The sequence below is a fragment of the Nocardioides mesophilus genome (assembly GCF_014395785.1).
Taxonomy (GTDB): domain Bacteria; phylum Actinomycetota; class Actinomycetes; order Propionibacteriales; family Nocardioidaceae; genus Nocardioides_B; species Nocardioides_B mesophilus.
In genome coordinates, this window is the sequence record NZ_CP060713.1 from 461,546 (window position 1) to 477,696 (window position 16,151).

Annotated in this window: 17 protein-coding genes and 1 tRNA gene; 10 read left to right on the forward strand and 8 right to left on the reverse strand. The window is 70.5% G+C overall.

Going from position 1 to position 16,151, the window contains the following annotated elements:
- Positions 1-59: 59 nt before the first annotated feature.
- Positions 60-1,553: a bifunctional DedA family/phosphatase PAP2 family protein gene (locus H9L09_RS02100; RefSeq protein WP_187579137.1), complete on the forward strand. Its 1,494-nt coding sequence runs from the start codon at positions 60-62 to the stop codon at positions 1,551-1,553.
- Here H9L09_RS02100 and gad read toward each other — a convergent pair.
- The 5 genes from gad to H9L09_RS02120 all read right to left on the reverse strand — a co-directional run bounded on the left by gad (position 1,438) and on the right by H9L09_RS02120 (position 5,511).
- Complete coding sequence (gene gad, locus H9L09_RS02105; protein ID WP_246456208.1) at positions 1,438-2,826, reverse strand: glutamate decarboxylase; 1,389 nt, start codon at positions 2,824-2,826, stop codon at positions 1,438-1,440. The genes H9L09_RS02100 and gad overlap by 116 nt on opposite strands.
- A 26-nt stretch (positions 2,827-2,852) precedes the next feature.
- Positions 2,853-3,278 (reverse strand): DUF7144 family membrane protein, encoded by a 426-nt coding sequence (locus tag H9L09_RS02110; RefSeq protein ID WP_187579138.1) that lies wholly within the window; start codon positions 3,276-3,278, stop codon positions 2,853-2,855.
- Positions 3,279-3,371: 93 nt separating this feature from the next.
- Positions 3,372-3,497, reverse strand: a complete 126-nt coding sequence (locus tag H9L09_RS22370) for a hypothetical protein (RefSeq protein ID WP_281390812.1) — start codon at positions 3,495-3,497, stop codon at positions 3,372-3,374.
- A gap of 189 nt (positions 3,498-3,686) precedes the next feature.
- Positions 3,687-4,121 (reverse strand): SRPBCC family protein, encoded by a 435-nt coding sequence (locus H9L09_RS02115; protein ID WP_187579139.1) that lies wholly within the window; start codon positions 4,119-4,121, stop codon positions 3,687-3,689.
- Complete coding sequence (locus tag H9L09_RS02120) at positions 4,111-5,511, reverse strand: wax ester/triacylglycerol synthase domain-containing protein (protein WP_187579140.1); 1,401 nt, start codon at positions 5,509-5,511, stop codon at positions 4,111-4,113. Before H9L09_RS02120 ends, H9L09_RS02115 begins: the two co-directional genes overlap by 11 nt.
- Before the next feature lie 183 nt (positions 5,512-5,694).
- Between H9L09_RS02120 and H9L09_RS02125 the strand changes: the two genes are divergently transcribed.
- Positions 5,695-7,134 carry an MFS transporter gene (locus tag H9L09_RS02125; protein ID WP_187579141.1) on the forward strand — a complete coding sequence of 480 codons (1,440 nt, stop codon included), beginning with the start codon at positions 5,695-5,697 and terminating at the stop codon, positions 7,132-7,134.
- A 42-nt stretch (positions 7,135-7,176) separates the two neighbouring features.
- Here the strand turns inward: H9L09_RS02125 and H9L09_RS02130 are convergent, their stop codons facing one another.
- Positions 7,177-7,581, reverse strand: a complete 405-nt coding sequence (locus tag H9L09_RS02130) for a hypothetical protein (RefSeq protein ID WP_187579142.1) — start codon at positions 7,579-7,581, stop codon at positions 7,177-7,179.
- A 350-nt stretch (positions 7,582-7,931) separates the two neighbouring features.
- Here H9L09_RS02130 and H9L09_RS02135 point away from each other — a divergent pair, with 350 nt between their 5' ends.
- The 6 genes from H9L09_RS02135 to H9L09_RS02160 are packed head-to-tail and all read left to right on the forward strand — an operon-like array spanning position 7,932 to position 13,597.
- Complete coding sequence (locus tag H9L09_RS02135; protein ID WP_187579143.1) at positions 7,932-8,777, forward strand: STAS domain-containing protein; 846 nt, start codon at positions 7,932-7,934, stop codon at positions 8,775-8,777.
- A 9-nt stretch (positions 8,778-8,786) separates the two neighbouring features.
- On the forward strand, positions 8,787-9,197 hold the full coding sequence (locus H9L09_RS02140) for an STAS domain-containing protein (RefSeq protein WP_187580613.1): 411 nt from the start codon (positions 8,787-8,789) through the stop codon (positions 9,195-9,197).
- Positions 9,197-9,616 carry an anti-sigma regulatory factor gene (locus H9L09_RS02145; protein WP_187579144.1) on the forward strand — a complete coding sequence of 140 codons (420 nt, stop codon included), beginning with the start codon at positions 9,197-9,199 and terminating at the stop codon, positions 9,614-9,616. Before H9L09_RS02140 ends, H9L09_RS02145 begins: the two co-directional genes overlap by 1 nt.
- A complete protein-coding gene (locus H9L09_RS02150) occupies positions 9,613-10,647 on the forward strand; it encodes an ATP-binding SpoIIE family protein phosphatase (protein ID WP_187579145.1) in 1,035 nt (344 codons plus the stop codon). The genes H9L09_RS02145 and H9L09_RS02150 overlap by 4 nt, the downstream gene beginning before the upstream one ends.
- Positions 10,644-12,023 carry an ATP-binding protein gene (locus H9L09_RS02155; protein ID WP_187579146.1) on the forward strand — a complete coding sequence of 460 codons (1,380 nt, stop codon included), beginning with the start codon at positions 10,644-10,646 and terminating at the stop codon, positions 12,021-12,023. Before H9L09_RS02150 ends, H9L09_RS02155 begins: the two co-directional genes overlap by 4 nt.
- Positions 12,020-13,597 (forward strand): fused response regulator/phosphatase, encoded by a 1,578-nt coding sequence (locus H9L09_RS02160; protein WP_187579147.1) that lies wholly within the window; start codon positions 12,020-12,022, stop codon positions 13,595-13,597. Before H9L09_RS02155 ends, H9L09_RS02160 begins: the two co-directional genes overlap by 4 nt.
- A gap of 25 nt (positions 13,598-13,622) precedes the next feature.
- Here the strand turns inward: H9L09_RS02160 and H9L09_RS02165 are convergent.
- Both H9L09_RS02165 and H9L09_RS02170 read right to left on the reverse strand, forming a co-directional pair.
- Positions 13,623-13,696 (reverse strand) — tRNA-Ile (locus H9L09_RS02165).
- Between the two features lie 46 nt (positions 13,697-13,742).
- Positions 13,743-13,901: a hypothetical protein gene (locus H9L09_RS02170; protein ID WP_187579148.1), complete on the reverse strand. Its 159-nt coding sequence runs from the start codon at positions 13,899-13,901 to the stop codon at positions 13,743-13,745.
- A 79-nt stretch (positions 13,902-13,980) separates the two neighbouring features.
- On the opposite strand from H9L09_RS02170, the gene H9L09_RS02175 reads away from it, so the two are divergent.
- Together H9L09_RS02175 and H9L09_RS02180 are read left to right on the forward strand one after the other, a co-directional pair.
- Positions 13,981-14,748, forward strand: a complete 768-nt coding sequence (locus H9L09_RS02175) for a hypothetical protein (RefSeq protein WP_187579149.1) — start codon at positions 13,981-13,983, stop codon at positions 14,746-14,748.
- Positions 14,749-14,767: 19 nt separating this feature from the next.
- Positions 14,768-16,141, forward strand: a complete 1,374-nt coding sequence (locus H9L09_RS02180) for a M15 family metallopeptidase (RefSeq protein WP_187579150.1) — start codon at positions 14,768-14,770, stop codon at positions 16,139-16,141.
- Positions 16,142-16,151: the final 10 nt, after the last annotated feature.

Consider the following 16,151-nt stretch of genomic DNA (forward strand, 5'->3'; position numbering starts at 1 on the left):
ACCGAAGCCTCTGCTGCGTTAAGGCTGCGGTCAGGTTTGCTGCCTAGCGTGGAGGCACGATGACCACGCTGGCCAACCACATCCTCGCGCTGCCTGGCTGGGTGGCCCTCCTGGTCGTGTTCGCGGTGCCGGCCCTGGAGTCCTCCGCGTTCGTGGGGTTCCTCTTCCCCGGCGAGATCGCGCTGATCCTCGGTGGGGTGCTGGCCTTCGAGGGCCGGGTGCCGCTGGCAGCGGTCCTGGTGGCCGGGATGGTCGGAGCCGTGGTCGGGGACAGCGTCGGCTACGCGGTCGGAAGCGCCTACGGGCGTCGGCTGCTGGACGGCACCGTGGGCCGATGGGTCAAGCAGGACCACCTGGACCGGGCCTCGGTCTACCTCGCCGAGCGCGGTGGCCGGGCGGTGTTCTTCGGGCGGTTCACCGCGGCGCTGCGCGTCATGATCCCCGGGCTGGCCGGCATGTCGGGCCTGCGCTACCGGACCTTCCTGGTCTTCAACGTGGCCGGCGCGGTCGGGTGGGTGACGCTGTCGGTGATGCTGGGCTACCTCGGCGGCAGCAGCTGGCGTCACGTGGAGCACATCGCCTCACGGATCGGCCTGGGGGCTCTGGCCGTGGTCGTGCTGGCGATCGCGGCGGGATACGCGCTGCGGCGTACCGGCACCCACAAGGGCCGGCGCCTGCTCGGCTGGCTGGAGTCCCGCGGTCCGGTACGGCGGGCCCGGGCCCGCCATCCGCGACTGACCGGCTGGCTCACGAACCGGCTCGACCCGAGTCGTCCCACCGGGCTGGGCCTGACGATCGCGACGGCGGTCCTGGTCGGCTCGGTCTGGGCCTTCCTGGGCATCAGCCAGGACGTGGTCGTGAACGAGGAGCTCGCGCTGGCCGACCCGGGGATCCACAGCTGGTTCCTCGCGCACCGGACCGGCGCGCTGGACACCTTCTTCCAGATCGTCACCCGGCTCGGCTCGACCTACCTCGTGGTCCCGCTGCTGCTGGTCGCCGGAGCGGCGCTCGTCCGGCGACGACGCTCCTGGGTCCCCGCCGTCGACATCGCCGTCGTCTACGGTTCGGCGGTCCTCCTGCACGCCGTCGTGATCGAGCTGGTGCACCGACCCCGTCCCCCGAGGGCCGACTGGCTCGCCCCCGCCGGCGGCTGGGCGTACCCGTCCGGCCACACCACCCAGGCGGTGGCCGCCTGGGGGCTGCTGGCGCTGCTGTTCAGCGTCGGCGCCGCGCCGCGGACCCGGACCGTCGTGGTGTCGGCCGCAGCCGTCGTGGTCACCCTCGTCGCCGTCAGCCGGGTCTATCTCGGCGTCCACTGGGCCACCGACGTGCTCGGTGCCGTCGCGATGTCGGTGGCCGTGCTGTCCGCCTGGGTGGTCGTCCACCGGTTCTGGTTCGTCGACCCTCCGACGCACCAGGCCAGCCCGTCGGGTCAGGTCAGTGGTGGAAACCGCTGGGCTGCTGCTCACGCGGCATCGGAGCACCGAGTCCCGCGAGCCAGTCGACGGCGGCCTGCAGGTCCCGCAGGAATCGACCCGCCATGTCGTGGCTGAAGCCGTTGCGCACGACGACGCGGAGCACCGCGAGGTCCTCACGGTTCGGCGGCATCGTGTACGCCGGCACCAGCCAGCCCGACTCGCGGAGCTTGCGCGAGACGTCGAAGACGTCGTACCGGGTGACGTCCGGGCTCATCGAGAAGGTCACCACCGGCAGGTCCCGGCCGTCGGAGATCAGCCGGAACTGCGGCAACGCCTCGACCGTGCGGGCCACGTGCAGGGCCACGTCCTGACAGGACTGCTGCACCAGTCGGAATCCCTCCAGGCCCAGCCGGAGGAACTGGAAGTACTGCAGCACCACCTGCGCGCCGGGCCGGGAGAAGTTCAGGGCGAACGTCGGCATGTCCCCGCCCAGGTAGTTCACGTGGAAGACGAGGTCCTCGGGCAGGTGCTCGGCGTCGCGCCACAGCACCCACCCCACCCCGGGGTAGACAAGCCCGAACTTGTGTCCGGAGCTCTGGATGGAGACCACCCGCGGCAGCCGGAAGTCCCAGACGAGGTCCGGCTGGACGAACGGCGCGACGAAGCCGCCGGAGGCGGCGTCGACGTGCACCGGCACCGACACCCCGCTGCGGGCCTCGTAGTCGTCGAGCGCCGCACAGATCTCCTCCACCGGCTCGTAGGTTCCGTCCATCGTCGAGCCGAGGACCGCCACTACGCCGATGGTGTTCTCGTCGACATGCTCGAGCAACCGGTCGGGCGTGAGGTGGAAGACGTCGCCTTCGAGCGGGACGTAGCGGGGCTCGACCTCCCAGTAGTTGGCGAACTTCTCCCACACCACCTGGACGTTGGCCCCCATCACGATGTTGGGGCGGTCCGTGCTCTGCCCGGCGTGGCGCCGCGCGTGCTGCCAGCGACGCTTCAGCGCCAGACCGCTGAGCATGCACCCCTCGGAGCTTCCCGTGGTCGACGTACCCGTGCTGTCCGCAGCGGCCGGGGCGTGCCACAGGTCCGCCAGCATCCGCACGCAACGCGCCTCGATCTCGGCGGTCTGCGGGTACTCGTCCTTGTCGATCATGTTCTTGTCGAAGGTCGCGGCGTAGAGCCGGTCCGCCTCGTCGTCCATCCAGGTCGTCACGAAGGTGGCGAGGTTGAACCGGGCGTTGCCGTCGAGCATCACCTCGTCCTTCACGATCTGGTAGGCCGTCTGGGCCAGCATCTCCCGCTCCGGGATCCGGTGCTTCGGCACGTGCAGCATCCCGGCGCGGGCGAAACGCGGCAGGATCGTCGACTCTCCCTCGGTGGTGGTGCTCCTGCTCCAGACGGCCACGGGTCCTCCTTCGGTGGGGGTAGGTCTCAGCGCTCGACGATGTCGCGCCCGTGGACGGTCACCGCCCAGATGACGAAGATGTCGAAGGCGAGGATCACGAAGCTCCACAGCGGGTAGTACGGCATCCAGGCGAAGCTGGCCAGGATGCTGACGCAGGCGAGGATGACCGCCACGGTCCGGGCCCAGACCGCGGCGCGGAAGAGCGCGAACCCGGCCAGGGCCACCAGGACGCCCGCGATCAGGTGCACCCATCCCCATGCGGTCACGTCGAACTTGAAGACGTAGTCCTGGCCCAGCACGAAGAAGGTGTCGTTGGCGAGGGCGACGATGCCCTGGATCACGTGGAAGATGCCCACCAGGATCATCAGCACCCCGGCGAAGACGGTGATCCCGACCGCCCCGCCGCTGTACTCATCGGCTCCGGTGGTGCGGCTGGTCACTCCTTCGGGCATGGCGCCCCTCCTCCGTCGGGTGGCCCGGACGGCCTCCAGACATCCTGTGTAGTGCCACCGGTGCGGTGACCGCCTCACCCGGACCGGGTGAGCTCAGCAGACGTCGACCCGGGCGCAGATCTCGTCGACCCAGGCCGGCTCGGGCGTCGGCTTGTGCGGGGTCACGATCGCGACGGCGAGCGCCACGACGGTTGCGGCCTGCAACACGCGGACGACCATGGCTGCCTCCTCGACCGAGTCTGGACCCGGATCGCGCAACGGCGACAAACCCCGTGCGGGCTAACCCCGGTTCGCCGAAGTCACCCAACCCGCCGGGTGCGAACCGCACGGAAACCGCACAGCGGGAGGAAGTACCTCGGCGCCGAGGGTCCCCTCGTCCGGCGACGGCCCGTCAGTACGCGCGGCTGCTCAGTCCTCGAGGTGCTTGCGCAGACCGGTGAGAGTGCTCTCGACCAGGCCCTTGATCACCCGGTTCCGCAGGAAGCCGGGCAGCGGGAGGTTGTGGTGGATGGTGAGGTCGTAGGTCACCGAGGTCCGGTCCGGCGCCACCTCCCGGATCACGTAGCGCCCCTCCTGCCCGGTCTGCAGCCGGCCCTTCACCATCGTCCAGCTCAGCCCGTCCTCGTGGTGCGCGTAGGACAGCGTGTACTCGTCGGTGCCGACGGTGGCGGACGCGCGGAAGCGGGCGGTCACCGCCAGGCCGTCCGCGTCGACCTCGAGCAGCTCCGCCTCGAGGATCTCCGGGATCCACTCCGGCTGGCTCTCCACGTCACGGAGGGTGGCGAGCACGTCGGCGAAGGAAGCCTTGACCTCGATCGCGTCGGTGGCGTGGTCAGTGGGCATCGGAGGTCTTCTCCCGGGCCGGTTGCGCGGCGCCGGCGAGCTCCAGCACCTCGTCGAAGCCCGCTACCAGGCACGTGCGGAAGACGTCGAAGTCCGGGATCGCCCCGGTGTCGACGTTGATGCCGAGCGCACAGGTGTCGACGTACGTCATCAGCGTGACGTTGACACTCGCTCCGATGGTGGGGCCGAAGGCGTACTGCATCCGGACGGCGGCGCCGCCGATGTAGGCGGCGACCGGCAGCCCCGGGACGTCGCTGGCGAGGAAGTCGACGTGGCGCAGGATCGCGCCGACGTACCAGCGCGGCAGCAGGTTCAGCCCACCCGCGATCGCCTGGGTGTGCGGCAGGGACCGTTCGGCACGGGCGGCGGACGCCCGGACATGGATCTGCCTGATCCGCTCCGCGGGGTCCACCACTCCCACCGGCAGCGCGAAGCGCATGAGCGTCAGCCGGTTCCCGCCGACGGCGTCGGCCTCGGTGCGGATGCTGATCGGCATGGTCACCCGGAGCTCGCCCACGTCGGCGCCGTGCTCGGCGTGGTAGCGCCGCAGTCCGCCGGTCACCCCGGCGAGGAAGGCGTCGTTGAGGCTGCCACCGGCGCGGTGACCCGCCTCCTTGAGCGCGGCGAACGGCACCTCGTGCACGCCCAGCTCACGGATCATCCGACGCCGCCGCATGATCGGCGAGGAGGTGTCGTTGATCGGACGCACCGTCCGGTACACCGACGCCGTGGTGGCCAGCGCCGAGCGGACGCTGCCCCGCGGGTGCCGCACGCTCCCCACGACACGGGCGGGCGTGGCCAGCGCACCCCGCACCAGCGAGGTGGCCAGCGCGGCGTCGTACTGCAACGCGCCGCGCAACCCGTCCATCGCGCCGGTGCCCGGGCTCCGGGGCACCGGCGGCATCGGGCCGAGGTCTCGCGGTTTGCGCTTCAGGTCGAAGAGCAGCCGGGAGATCTGCACCCCGCCGATGCCGTCGGCGAGGGAGTGGTGCAACCGGACCACGAGGGCGGCCCCGCCGTCCGACAGCCCGTCGACCAGCACGACTCCCCACATCGGCCGGGCGTGGTCGAACTCGTCCATCTCCGCGCGCCGGGCCATCTCCATGACGGTGTCGAACGTGCCGGGAGCCGGAGCCAGGATGCGGCGTAGGTGGTAGCGGAGGTCGAAGTCCGGGTCGACCACCCACCGCGGCGGCGCCGGGGGCAGCGTGGGCACCACCCGCTGCCGGAACATCGGCACCAACCGTGCGACCCGCTCGAAGCGGTCGCAGAGGACCTGCCAGTCCGGGGACCGGTCCAACAGGATCACCGAGACGACCGTCGACCGGAGTCTCGCGTCCGCCTCCATCCCCAGTGCGAACGCGTCCGTGTTGCGCATGAACTCGACCATGACGACCTGCTCTCCCTCATGGTCACGCTAGGACCGACCGGGCGCCGCCGCAGGGGCAGAAGGTCCCACCCCGGGGGTCCGGTGGTCGCTCGCCGGGTCAGCGATTCACCCGCTCCGGGTGACGCGAGCGCGGGGGGTCGTCGCCGTACGGTCGGTCTCTCGTCACGACAGGGGTGGGTGCAGATGGCCGGGCATGTCACGCAGGATCGTTCCGCGCAGGCGCTGCGACGCGTGCTCGTCCCGTTGGCGCTGGCGCAGTTCATCTGCAGCTTCGCCGGCTCGAACATGAACGTGATGATCAACGACATCAGCCGCGACCTGGACACCACCGTGCAGGGCGTGCAGCTGGCGATCACGATCTTCCTGCTGGTGATGGCGGCGCTGATGATCCCGGGCGGCAAGCTGACCGACCGCTACGGCCGCAAGCGCTGCTTCACCGCAGGTCTCGCCCTCTACGGCGTCGGCGCGGTCCTGAGCGCGGTCTCGCCCGGGCTCGGGGTCCTCATCCTGGGCAACTCGATCCTCGAGGGAGTCGGCACCGCGTTGCTGATCCCACCGGTCTACATCCTGACCACGCTGCTGTACACCGGGGTGACCGCGCGGGCCAAGGCGTTCGGCACCATCAGCGCGGCGGGCGGCGTCGGCGCGGCGGCGGGCCCGCTCATCGGTGGGCTGATCACCACCGCGATCAGTTGGCGGGCGGCCTTCGTGTTCCAGGCGCTGGTCATCGTGGCCATCCTCTGGTTGAGCCGGCACGTGGTGGACCCGCTCCCCGCCGACCCCACGCGGTCCTTCGACACCAGCGGCGCGATCCTGTCCGCCCTGGGTCTCGTGCTCGTCGTGATGGGCATCATGAGCGCCGACGACAGCGGCTGGCTGATGGTCGGGCTGATGGCCGCCGGCGCCCTGCTGCTCCTGTGGTTCTTCCTCGGAGTACGCGCCAAGGAGCGGGCCGGCAAGGAACCGCTGCTCTCGACCAGTCTGTTCCGCAACCGCACCTCCAACCTGGGCCTGGTCACGCAGAACACCCAGTGGCTGATGCTGATGGGCGCGTCCTTCGTGGTCTCGGCGTACCTGCAGGTGGTCCGCGGCTACAACGCCATCGAGACCGGCGTGATCTTCACCGCGGCCACGGTGGGCCTGCTGGCGGCCTCGCTCGAGGCCGAGCGGTTCGCCCGGCGTCGCAGCCAGCGGACCCTGATCGTCGCCGGCTTCCTCGTGACCGTCGTCGGCGTCGCCGTGCTGCTGGTCATGGTGAAGGGGTCACCGAACCCGTGGGCGTTCGCCCCGGGCCTGTTCCTGATCGGCTTCGGGGTCGGCGGCATGCTGACCCCGTCGGTGAACATCGTTCAGTCGAGCTTCGGGGAGGACCGACAGGGAGAGATCTCCGGTCTGTCCCGCAGCGTCTCCAACCTGGGGTCCTCGCTCGGTACGGCGATCGCCGGCACCGTGCTGGTCGCGGGCATCTCCTCCACGCCGAGTCGTGCCTACGCAGCCGCCATGATCGTGCTGGCCGCCGTCGCACTGGTCGGCCTCGTCGCGGCCCTCCTGCTGCCCAAGACGCCTGCACCGAGCCCGGCCGCGCACCGCGGTCAGAAGTCGGCCCGCCCCGGAAAGGGCTGACTCCCGACCTTCCGACCTCCCGGCGGGTCCGGACGCGACGGCTCAGTGCACGGTGACGGTGATCGTCTTGCGGGCGGTGCTGATGCCGGTGTCGTCGGGACGGCCGACCACGCGCAGCAGCCGCTCTCCCTTCATCTGCAAGATGATGCGGATCCGGTACTGGTCGACGCGGTTCGTGTGCATGACCGCTCCGGCCAGCTGGACCCACTCGCCGTGGCGGTAGGTCTTCACCCGGACGGTCGCCGGCACGCGCACGCCCTCGGACCAGACCGCGCCGTACAGGCTGAAGGTCTGGCCGGAGGCCGGGGTGTAGTCGGTCGACTGCACCGTGACCCGGCTCGGTGCGAGGGTCGTGGCCTGGCTGGGCGCGGTGGCCACCAGCGAGGACGAAGCGGCGAGCAGGCCGATCACGGCGGCGGCGGTCGAACGTCGAGCGGTGTGGTTCATGAGACTCCCCCTCGGGGACGGGAGCGGCCCGTCCGCCCGCGCGGACGTCCGCGGTTGTTGGTAGTTCCAACTCTTGCCCTGCCCCAGCGTCCGGCTGCCAGGGAAGTCAGTCCCCCCTGGGCCAGCTCGAGGGGCCAGATCAGCGGCCTCCAGCGAGTCGAAGGACCACGTTCGGGCAATTCGCGGCTTCAGCTCAGGCTGGGGGCGGCCCGTCTTCGGCAGGACCGGCCGTCATGACACCCCGCGCCTTCACCTCCGATGCCGTTTCCTGATCCGCTCCCTGAGCATGCGTGCAACTATGGGAGTGATCCCGATCAAGGGGGTGCTCCGGATGAATTGGAGTGTCAGGTATGTCCATCGCTTCCGCCTCCGATGGCTGGACAACAATCCGGGAGAACCGCGAAGAGATCATCGAGCGCTGGAGCAAGGTCGCCGGTCAGTCGCTGGGCGGTCGGATCACCCAGACCGAGCTCAAACGGGACGTTCGCGAGATGTTCGAGGCCCTCGCCGATGCCCCGCACGTCGAGGATCACGACCTCACCGACAGCGCGTTCTCCGACCTGAGGGCCCTCCTCGCTGACGTGGCGCGGACCCGCGTCCGCCAAGGCTTCAGCCCCACGGAGACCGCGATCGGCGTGTTCGCAGTCAAGCAAGCCGTGCTCGAGCTGCTGGAGTCTCAGGGCGACCTGGCGAGCTACAAGTTCTTCGCGGAGTTCTCCCGGTTCGTCGACGATCTCGGGCTGTACATGCTGGACACCTACGCCCAGACTCGGGAGTCGGTGATCGCCGGCCAGACGGAGGCGTTGCTCGAGCTCTCCACGCCGGTGGTGAAGCTGTGGGAGGGGATCGTCGCTCTCCCCCTGGTAGGCATCCTGGACTCCGCACGCACCCAGGTCGCCATGGAGACGCTTCTCAAGACGCTGGTGAGCACAGGCTCCGAGCACGCCATCATCGACATCACCGGCGTGTCGGCGGTCGACACCCAAGTGGCGCAGAATCTCCTGAAGACAGTCAGGGCAGCCCGACTGCTGGGCACCGAGTGCATCATCTCGGGGATCCGTCCACAGATCGCCCAAACCATGGTCGGCCTGGGCATCGAGTTCGGGGACGTCTCCACCAAGGCCTCCCTCGCGGACGCCCTGCTCCTTGCGCTGCGAAGGTCCGGAAACGATGTCGTCAAGCGTCAACGGGCCTGAGGACCGTTGATGGACCGAATCCCTATCCTGCGCATCGGTGACATCTTGCTGGTGTCCGTGCAGTTCGACCTGCAGGACCGCATCGCGACGGCGCTCCAGGAGGATCTCGCCGCACGCATCGTCGAGACTTCGGCGAATGGTGTGCTCATCGACATCTCGGCGCTGGAGATCGTGGACAGCTTCGTCGGCCGGATGATCAACACGGTCGCATCCGTGTCGCGAGTTCTGGACGCCGAGACGGTCGTCGTCGGCATGCGCCCGGCTGTGGCGATCACCCTCGTCGAGCTGGGGCTCTCCTTGCCGGGTGTCCGCACAGCGCTCGACCTGGACCGTGGGCTGGCCATGCTGACCGGTGAGCAGGTGAAGGCGGAGGAGATCGCCGGGACCGACGACGACACCGGCGGGACCGCGGCCGGCTGATGAACGCGTCGATCTCGGTCGATCCCCGCGAGACCCACGAGCTCCACTCGGATGCGGATGTGGTCCGCGTCCGACAGCTGGCGCGCGCGCTCGCTGTGAGCGCGGAGTTCTCCCTGGTGGACCAGACCAAGCTCGTGACCGCCGTGAGCGAGCTCGCCCGCAACACTCTGCTCTACGGCGGGGGCGGAACCGCCGAGCTCGAGCTGGTGACCGAAGGTGACCGAAGGGGTGTCCGGGCTACGTTCACCGACAAGGGACCGGGGATCGCAGACATCGCCCTCGCACTGACCGACGGCTGGTCCAGCGGCACCGGCATGGGCCTCGGGCTGCCCGGCGCCCGGCGCCTCGTCGACGACTTCGACCTGCAGTCCAGTCCTGGGGTGGGCACCACCGTCAGTGTCGTCAAGTGGTCGCCATGAGCCCTCCGGAACGAAGCGACGGCGGCGCCCTCGTGGCCGAGGACGTCGTCTGGCTCCGGGTGGAAGACGACACAGGGCCAGGAACGGTGCGGCGACGCGTGGTCGACCTGGCACAGCGGATGGGGCTGAACGTGGCCCGGACCGGCGAGGTCGCGATCGTGGCGACCGAGCTGTCGACCAACCTGGTCAAGCACGCCCGGGAAGGGGTCGTCGTTCTGCGCACCCTGTGGCGTGGCGGGGTCGGCGGCGTGGAGATCGTCGCCCTGGACCACGGGCCGGGCATGCGTGACGTCCGCGGCCTCTTCGGCAACGGGACCTCCACAACGGGCACCCTCGGCATCGGGCTGGGCGCCGTACGTCGACTGTCCAGTCGTTACGACGTGCACTCCGTTCCTGGCCGGGGGACGGTGGTGACGGCCAGCTTCTGGCAGGACGCGCCCGACACCGAGGAGCTGACCGCCGGTCTCACCAGGACGCTGGCCGGCGAGAGCGAGTGCGGCGACGCCTATGCCGTGCGCCAGGTCCCGGACGGCTTTCTGCTGTTGTCGGTCGACGGACTTGGGCACGGCCCCCTCGCGGCCCGCGCAGCGACGGCGGCCACGCGAATCTTCCGTGACTCCCGCCAGGTGTCGCCGGGTGCGCTGATGACGGAGCTGCACCGCGGCCTGTCCCACACCCGAGGAGCTGCAGCCGCGATCGGTCACCTCGACCTGGGGGTCGGCCGCCTCACCTACAGCGGGATCGGCAACATCACCGGCAGGATCGTCACCGCTGAGCGGATGCGCAGCCTGGCCACCTATCCCGGCATTGTCGGACACAACGCCCTCGCTGTCCGGGAGACGGTCTACGACGTCGTGCCGGGTGCTTGGGTCGTGCTGCACAGCGATGGCCTCAGCGAGAAGTGGGACATCGCTGACTATCCAGGGGTTCTCGAGCACACTCCGCTCGTGCTCGCGGCGACCCTGATCCGCGAGGCCGCGAACGTCCGCGACGACGCCAGCGTGCTCGTCGCCAAGGCGGGAGGGGCATGAGCGAACCGATCTACACCCTCGAGCTGCGCGAGGAGCGTGACGTTTTCGCTGCTCGTCAGGCCGGTCGTGAGGTGGCCGCCGCCGTCGGCCTCGACGACCTGGACCAGGTCCGGATCGCGACGGCGCTCAGTGAGGTGAGCCGTGACGTCGTCGCGGCCGGTGGCGGGGACGTCACGTTCAGCGTCAGGACCCCCGACCTGTTCTTCGTCGAGCTGGTGACCTCAGGGCAGGAACCGGCGCTGCGTCGCCAGCAGGCAGACACCGGCGGGGTCGACGCCGCCCGGCGGCTCGTCGACACCGTGACGCTGACCACCGACCCCGATGGGCATGCCGTCCTCACGCTCGTCAAGCAGGTCATGCGAGTGGTGGAGCTCGGTGACAAGGCTCGCACCGAGCTGCAGCAGCGCGTGTCGTCGACCATGTGGCGCGATCCCCTCGACGAGCTCCGCGCCCAGAACCGGGAGCTCGTCACAGCGCTGGAGGAGGTGCGGGCCCGGCGTGACGAGCTGGTGTCGGTCAACAAGGAGCTCGAGGAGACCAACCGGGGCGTGGTCGCACTCTACGAGGAGCTCTCGGGCGAGCTGGAGACCACGAACCAGGGAGTCGTGGCGCTCTACGCCGAGATCGACGACAAGAACCGTCGGCTCCGGGAGGCGAGCGAGGCGAAGACCCGCTTCCTGCGCTACATCAGCCACGAGCTGAGGACTCCCGGCAACTCGGTCCTGGGACTCGCTCGGCTGCTCCTGGACAAGTCGGCCGATCCCTTGACCGAGGAGCAGCGCCAGCAGATCTTCTTCATCGAGACCAGTGCGCGCGATCTGATCCGGCTGGTCAACGACCTCCTCGACCTTGCGAAAGCCGAGTCGGGACGCATCGAACCGCGGTGGCAGGAGGTCGACCTCCGGGCGCTCTTCGATGACCTGCGGGGAACGATCGCGCCGCTGGTGGCCGACGGCGTCGACCTGGTCGTCGAGGACCCGAGCCCGGTCGGCCCGATCAGGTCCGATCCGACCCTCCTCGGACACGTGCTGCGCAACCTGCTCAGCAACGCGGCCAACTTCACGCTGGTCGGCGAAGTGCGGCTGTCGACGGAGCGCGATGGCTCAGCGGTCCGCTTCACCGTGCACGACACGGGCATCGGAATCGCCGAGGAGGACCGGACCCATGTCTTCGAGGAGTTCTTCCAGGTGCGCACCCCGCCGCGCGCGGGAGGCCGGGGCTCCGGCCTGGGCCTTCCCTTCGCGCGCCGGGTCGCACTGATCCTCGGGGGCGACGTCCGTCTGTCCGGTACCCCTGTCGGCGGCAGCACGTTCGTCGTGGAGGTGCCGGTCCACGGCCCACCGGACGCCGCGCCGCGCGAGGACCCGGAACCATGAAGGGCCCGTTCGACGCCTGCGTGCTGGTCTGCGACGACACCCCGGCCAAGCGGTACGTCATCTCCAGCTGGCTCCGCCGAGAGGGCTTCACCGTGCTGGAGGCGGAGACCGGGGCCCAGGCCATCGAGATCGCCCAGGGCGGCGACATCGACCTGGCCGTCCTCGATGTACACCTGCCCGACATGACCGGACTCGACGTGTGCGCCATCATCAAGCGCGACCCCCACACAGCGGCGACACCGGTCATGCACATCTCAGCCGTCGCGGTGGAGCCGGAGGACCGCAGCGCCGGCCTGGAGAATGGTGCGGACGCCTACATGGTGGACCCCATCGAGCCCGTGGAGATGATCTCGATGGTCCGTTCGCTGCTGCGTTCATCGAAGGCGCGCCGCTCCTCCGAGCGGCTCACCGCCCGCCTGCAGCAGCTGGCGACGGCCAGCCTGCGCATCAACGTCGCGCTCAACGCCGTACGGGTGGCTGCGGCCGCCTCGGAGGCCGCCGCCCGGGTGCTCGAGACCGAGTGCCTCGTCGTGCTGGTCAATGCACCGGACCCGGCGACGGCGGCGCGAACGGACGCGGCGGGGACCACCTCGACCTGGGAGCTGTCCATCGATCTGGCGGCGGCATTGCTGCAGGGGGCGGTGCAGTCGTCCGAGATCCACGCCGCCGACGCCCCGTGGAAGACGCTCCTGGCCGGCTGCTACGACGGTCCTTGGCGCATCACCCCGGTCCACAACAGGGGCCAGAAGGTCGGGCTCATCCTTGTCCCGGCGCCCGCCCTCGCCGGAGACGACGACGAGATGCTGCTCGGGCGGCTCGTGCAGACCGTCTCGGTCACCCTGGGAAACCTCCTGGTCTTCTTGGAGAAGCACCGCACGTCGCTCGCACTGCAACGCAGCCTCCTGCCGGCGAACCTGCCGTCGTTGCCCGGGCTGGTCATCGCCGCCCGATACACGGCCTCCGACGAGCAAGCGGAGGTCGGCGGGGACTTCTTCGACGCGTTCCAGGTCGACGACGGCAGCACCGTGGTGGTGATCGGCGACGTTCAAGGCCACTCCTTGGAGGCGGCCGTCGTCATGGCCGAGCTGCGCTACTCGCTCCGCGCATATGCGTACGAAGGGCTCACCCCCGCCGAGGTGCTGAGTCGGGTCAACGGCATCCTCATGCGCGGCCACGACGAGATGACCGCCACCGTGTGCCTGCTGATGTTCTCCGCCGACCACCAGACGTTGGTCGTGGCCAACGCCGGCCACCTTCCCCCCTTGATCGTCCTCGACGGAGTGGCGAAGTACGTCGACCACGGCGGCTCGCTGCTGGGCGTGGACTACCCGCCGGACCAGCCGTTGGTCGTGCCGCGCCCGACGGGCGCCCGGATCCTCCTGATGACCGACGGCCTCGTCGAGCGACGAGGTGAGGACATGACTCTGGCGATGGACCGGCTCGCCGGCGTTCTCGAGGACACCATCCACGTGCCCGTCGAGCCGCTCTGCGACCAGCTGATGGAGCAGTGGGGCGGCGGCGACGACGACGTCGCGCTGATCCTTCTCGACGTCGTCGATCCCCCACGGACCTGAGACGCGAAACCGCAGGTCAGCGGAGTAGGGCGGGTGGGGCTCGAACCCACGACCCAAGGATTATGAGTCCTCTGCTCTGACCGACTGAGCTACCGCCCCGCGCGCCGGCACGACGACCGGCGCAGCGGAGCCGACCCTACCGGGGTCACTCGGTGCGGTCCTCCACCGGTTGGTCGGGGTCCGTGCGGTTGCGCTGCTTCTCGGGATCCTTCTTCAGCCGGTCGGCCACGTCGGCCCGCGAGAGGCCCTCCTGCGCTGGTGCGCCGTCGACCTGGATGGGGCGTTCCTCCATGTGTGGGCTCATGAGGAGCACCTACCCAGCGGCGACACCCCGCACACGCACTTTCGCCCGTTGCGGGGCATGTGCCCCGTACGCTGAGCCGGTGAGCTCGGGATCGCCTCGCGCGTTGTGCATCGCGGTGGCGGCGGTCTGCGCCCTCACGCTGGCTGCGTGCAGCGGCTCGGACTCCGCGGCGGAGCCTGGTACGCCGGCCTCGTCCACCTCGACGACGAACGACGCGTCGAGCCCGCCCTCCCCGGACGCCTCGGCGCCCCCGCCGCCCTCCTCCGGCGCGCCACGACCCGGCTCCATGGCGACACCGGGCACCCGCTCCGGACCGCTGAGCCGCAAGTCGTTCCCGCGGCCGGTCGAGCTCGGACCCGACTGGTCCTACGCGGTCGACCCAGGGGACGCGGAGGAGGGGTACGCCGGCAACGGCACACCGGCCCTCGCCAGGGACCCCCGCGAGGTCGTGCTGGCCGCCGTACCCATGGGCTGCCCGCGTGCCGACCTTCCCCTGCCGGCCCACGTGCTCGAGGTCGACTACACCGCCGCCGGCGTCCCGGTGATCGCGCTGCGCGCCTCGTTCGCCGACGCCTCCGACGCGCGGCGCTTCTTCGACCTGCGAGCGGACGCGATCCGGGCCTGCGTCGGCAGCACCGACTCGGCCGGCGTCGGGCTGCTCGTCGGCCAGGCGCGCACGGCCCGCCGGCTGCTCGTCTCCGACCGCACCCCCGACTCCGACCCGTGGACCGAGCTGGCGGCGCTCGACGGGGACCGGGTCAGCCTGGTCGCGGTCCACTCCGCGCTGGGTCAGCCGCCCGTCACCGCCCGAGGACTGCAGCGCCTCACCGGCGCCTTCAGCCGATGAACCACGAAAGGCCCCGTCCATGAGCCACCACCGCTTGCTGTTCCCGGGTCTGCTGCTGGGGCTGCTCGCCGCCGGACCGATCGGCATGGCGGCGGCCGAGGACGGCACCCCGGCCCCGGGTACGTCGTCCAGCGCATCGTCCAGCGCATCGTCCAGCGCATCGCCCAGCGGGTCTATCAGCAGCTCCCCCAGCGACGTCCCCTCCCCCACGGCCGACGAGTCCACCCCGCCGCCGCCGACGAACCAGGCGCCGGTCCCGGGCGCCGACGAGGCGTCGGTCGACGCCGGCGGGTCGGTGCAGATCGACGTGCTGGCCAACGACACCGACCCCGAAGCCGGTGCACTGCGGGTCGTCGACGCCAGCAGGGCCGGCGGCCGGGTCACGTTCACCGACCGGGACGTCACCTTCACCGCGGGGATCGGGGACGCCGGCGACTTCACGCTGCACTACACGGTCAGCGACCCCGAAGGGCTCACCGCGGTCGGGGACCTCACCGTCCACGTCGTCGCGGCCCCGGCGCGCCAGGTGTCGATCCACCTGGCCTCGGACCCGGTGGCGCTGCGCCGCTACGCGATCAGCGGGCGGGTGCTCCCCGACGGCGCCTCTGCCGGGTCGGCGGTCACCGTGCAGCGTCGTACCCCCGACGGCTGGTCGCGCTTCGCCACTACCACCGCCGACGCCGACGGACGCTGGTCGGTGCCGTTCCAGACCAACCGCCCCGGCGGTGTGGTGTTCCGCGCCAAGGTCGCCCTCCGCGACGGCACTCGGGCGGTCTCCGCGACGCTGCGCCGCACCGTCGTGGTCCGCGCCGACGCGTCGGTCTCGGGCCCGCTGACCGCCTCGCAGGTCCCCTACTCCTACCGGCCCGGTTGCCCGGTCGCGCCCTCGGGGCTGCGCAAGGTGAGCATCAACCGGCTCGACTACCGCGGCCGGATCAGCCGCGGCACGATCGTGGTGCGCGCGTCCGCGGCGCCGACGATCGTCCGGGTCTTCACCGCGGCGATCAACCAGCGCTTCCCGGTCCGCAAGATGAAGCCCACCGACGCCTACTACGCCGGCGGCAGCCGGACCCCGATGGAGTCGGACAAGGCTGCCATGCGCGCCGGGAACACGTCGGCATTCAACTGCCGACCCGTGACTGGCAACCCCTACCGGGTCTCGCAGCACTCCTACGGCAACGCGATCGACATCAACACCATCGAGAATCCCTACGTGACCGGGAGCCAGGTCTACCCCAGCGGCTCCGGCAGCTACCTCGACCGCTCGCCCTACCGGCGCGGCATGATCCTCTCCGGCGGCGTCGTCGCCGGCAGGATGCGGGCGGACGGCTGGCTGTGGGGTGCCCGCTGGTCCCACCCCGACTACCAGCACTTCTCCTCCAACGGCGGCTGAGGCACCCTGG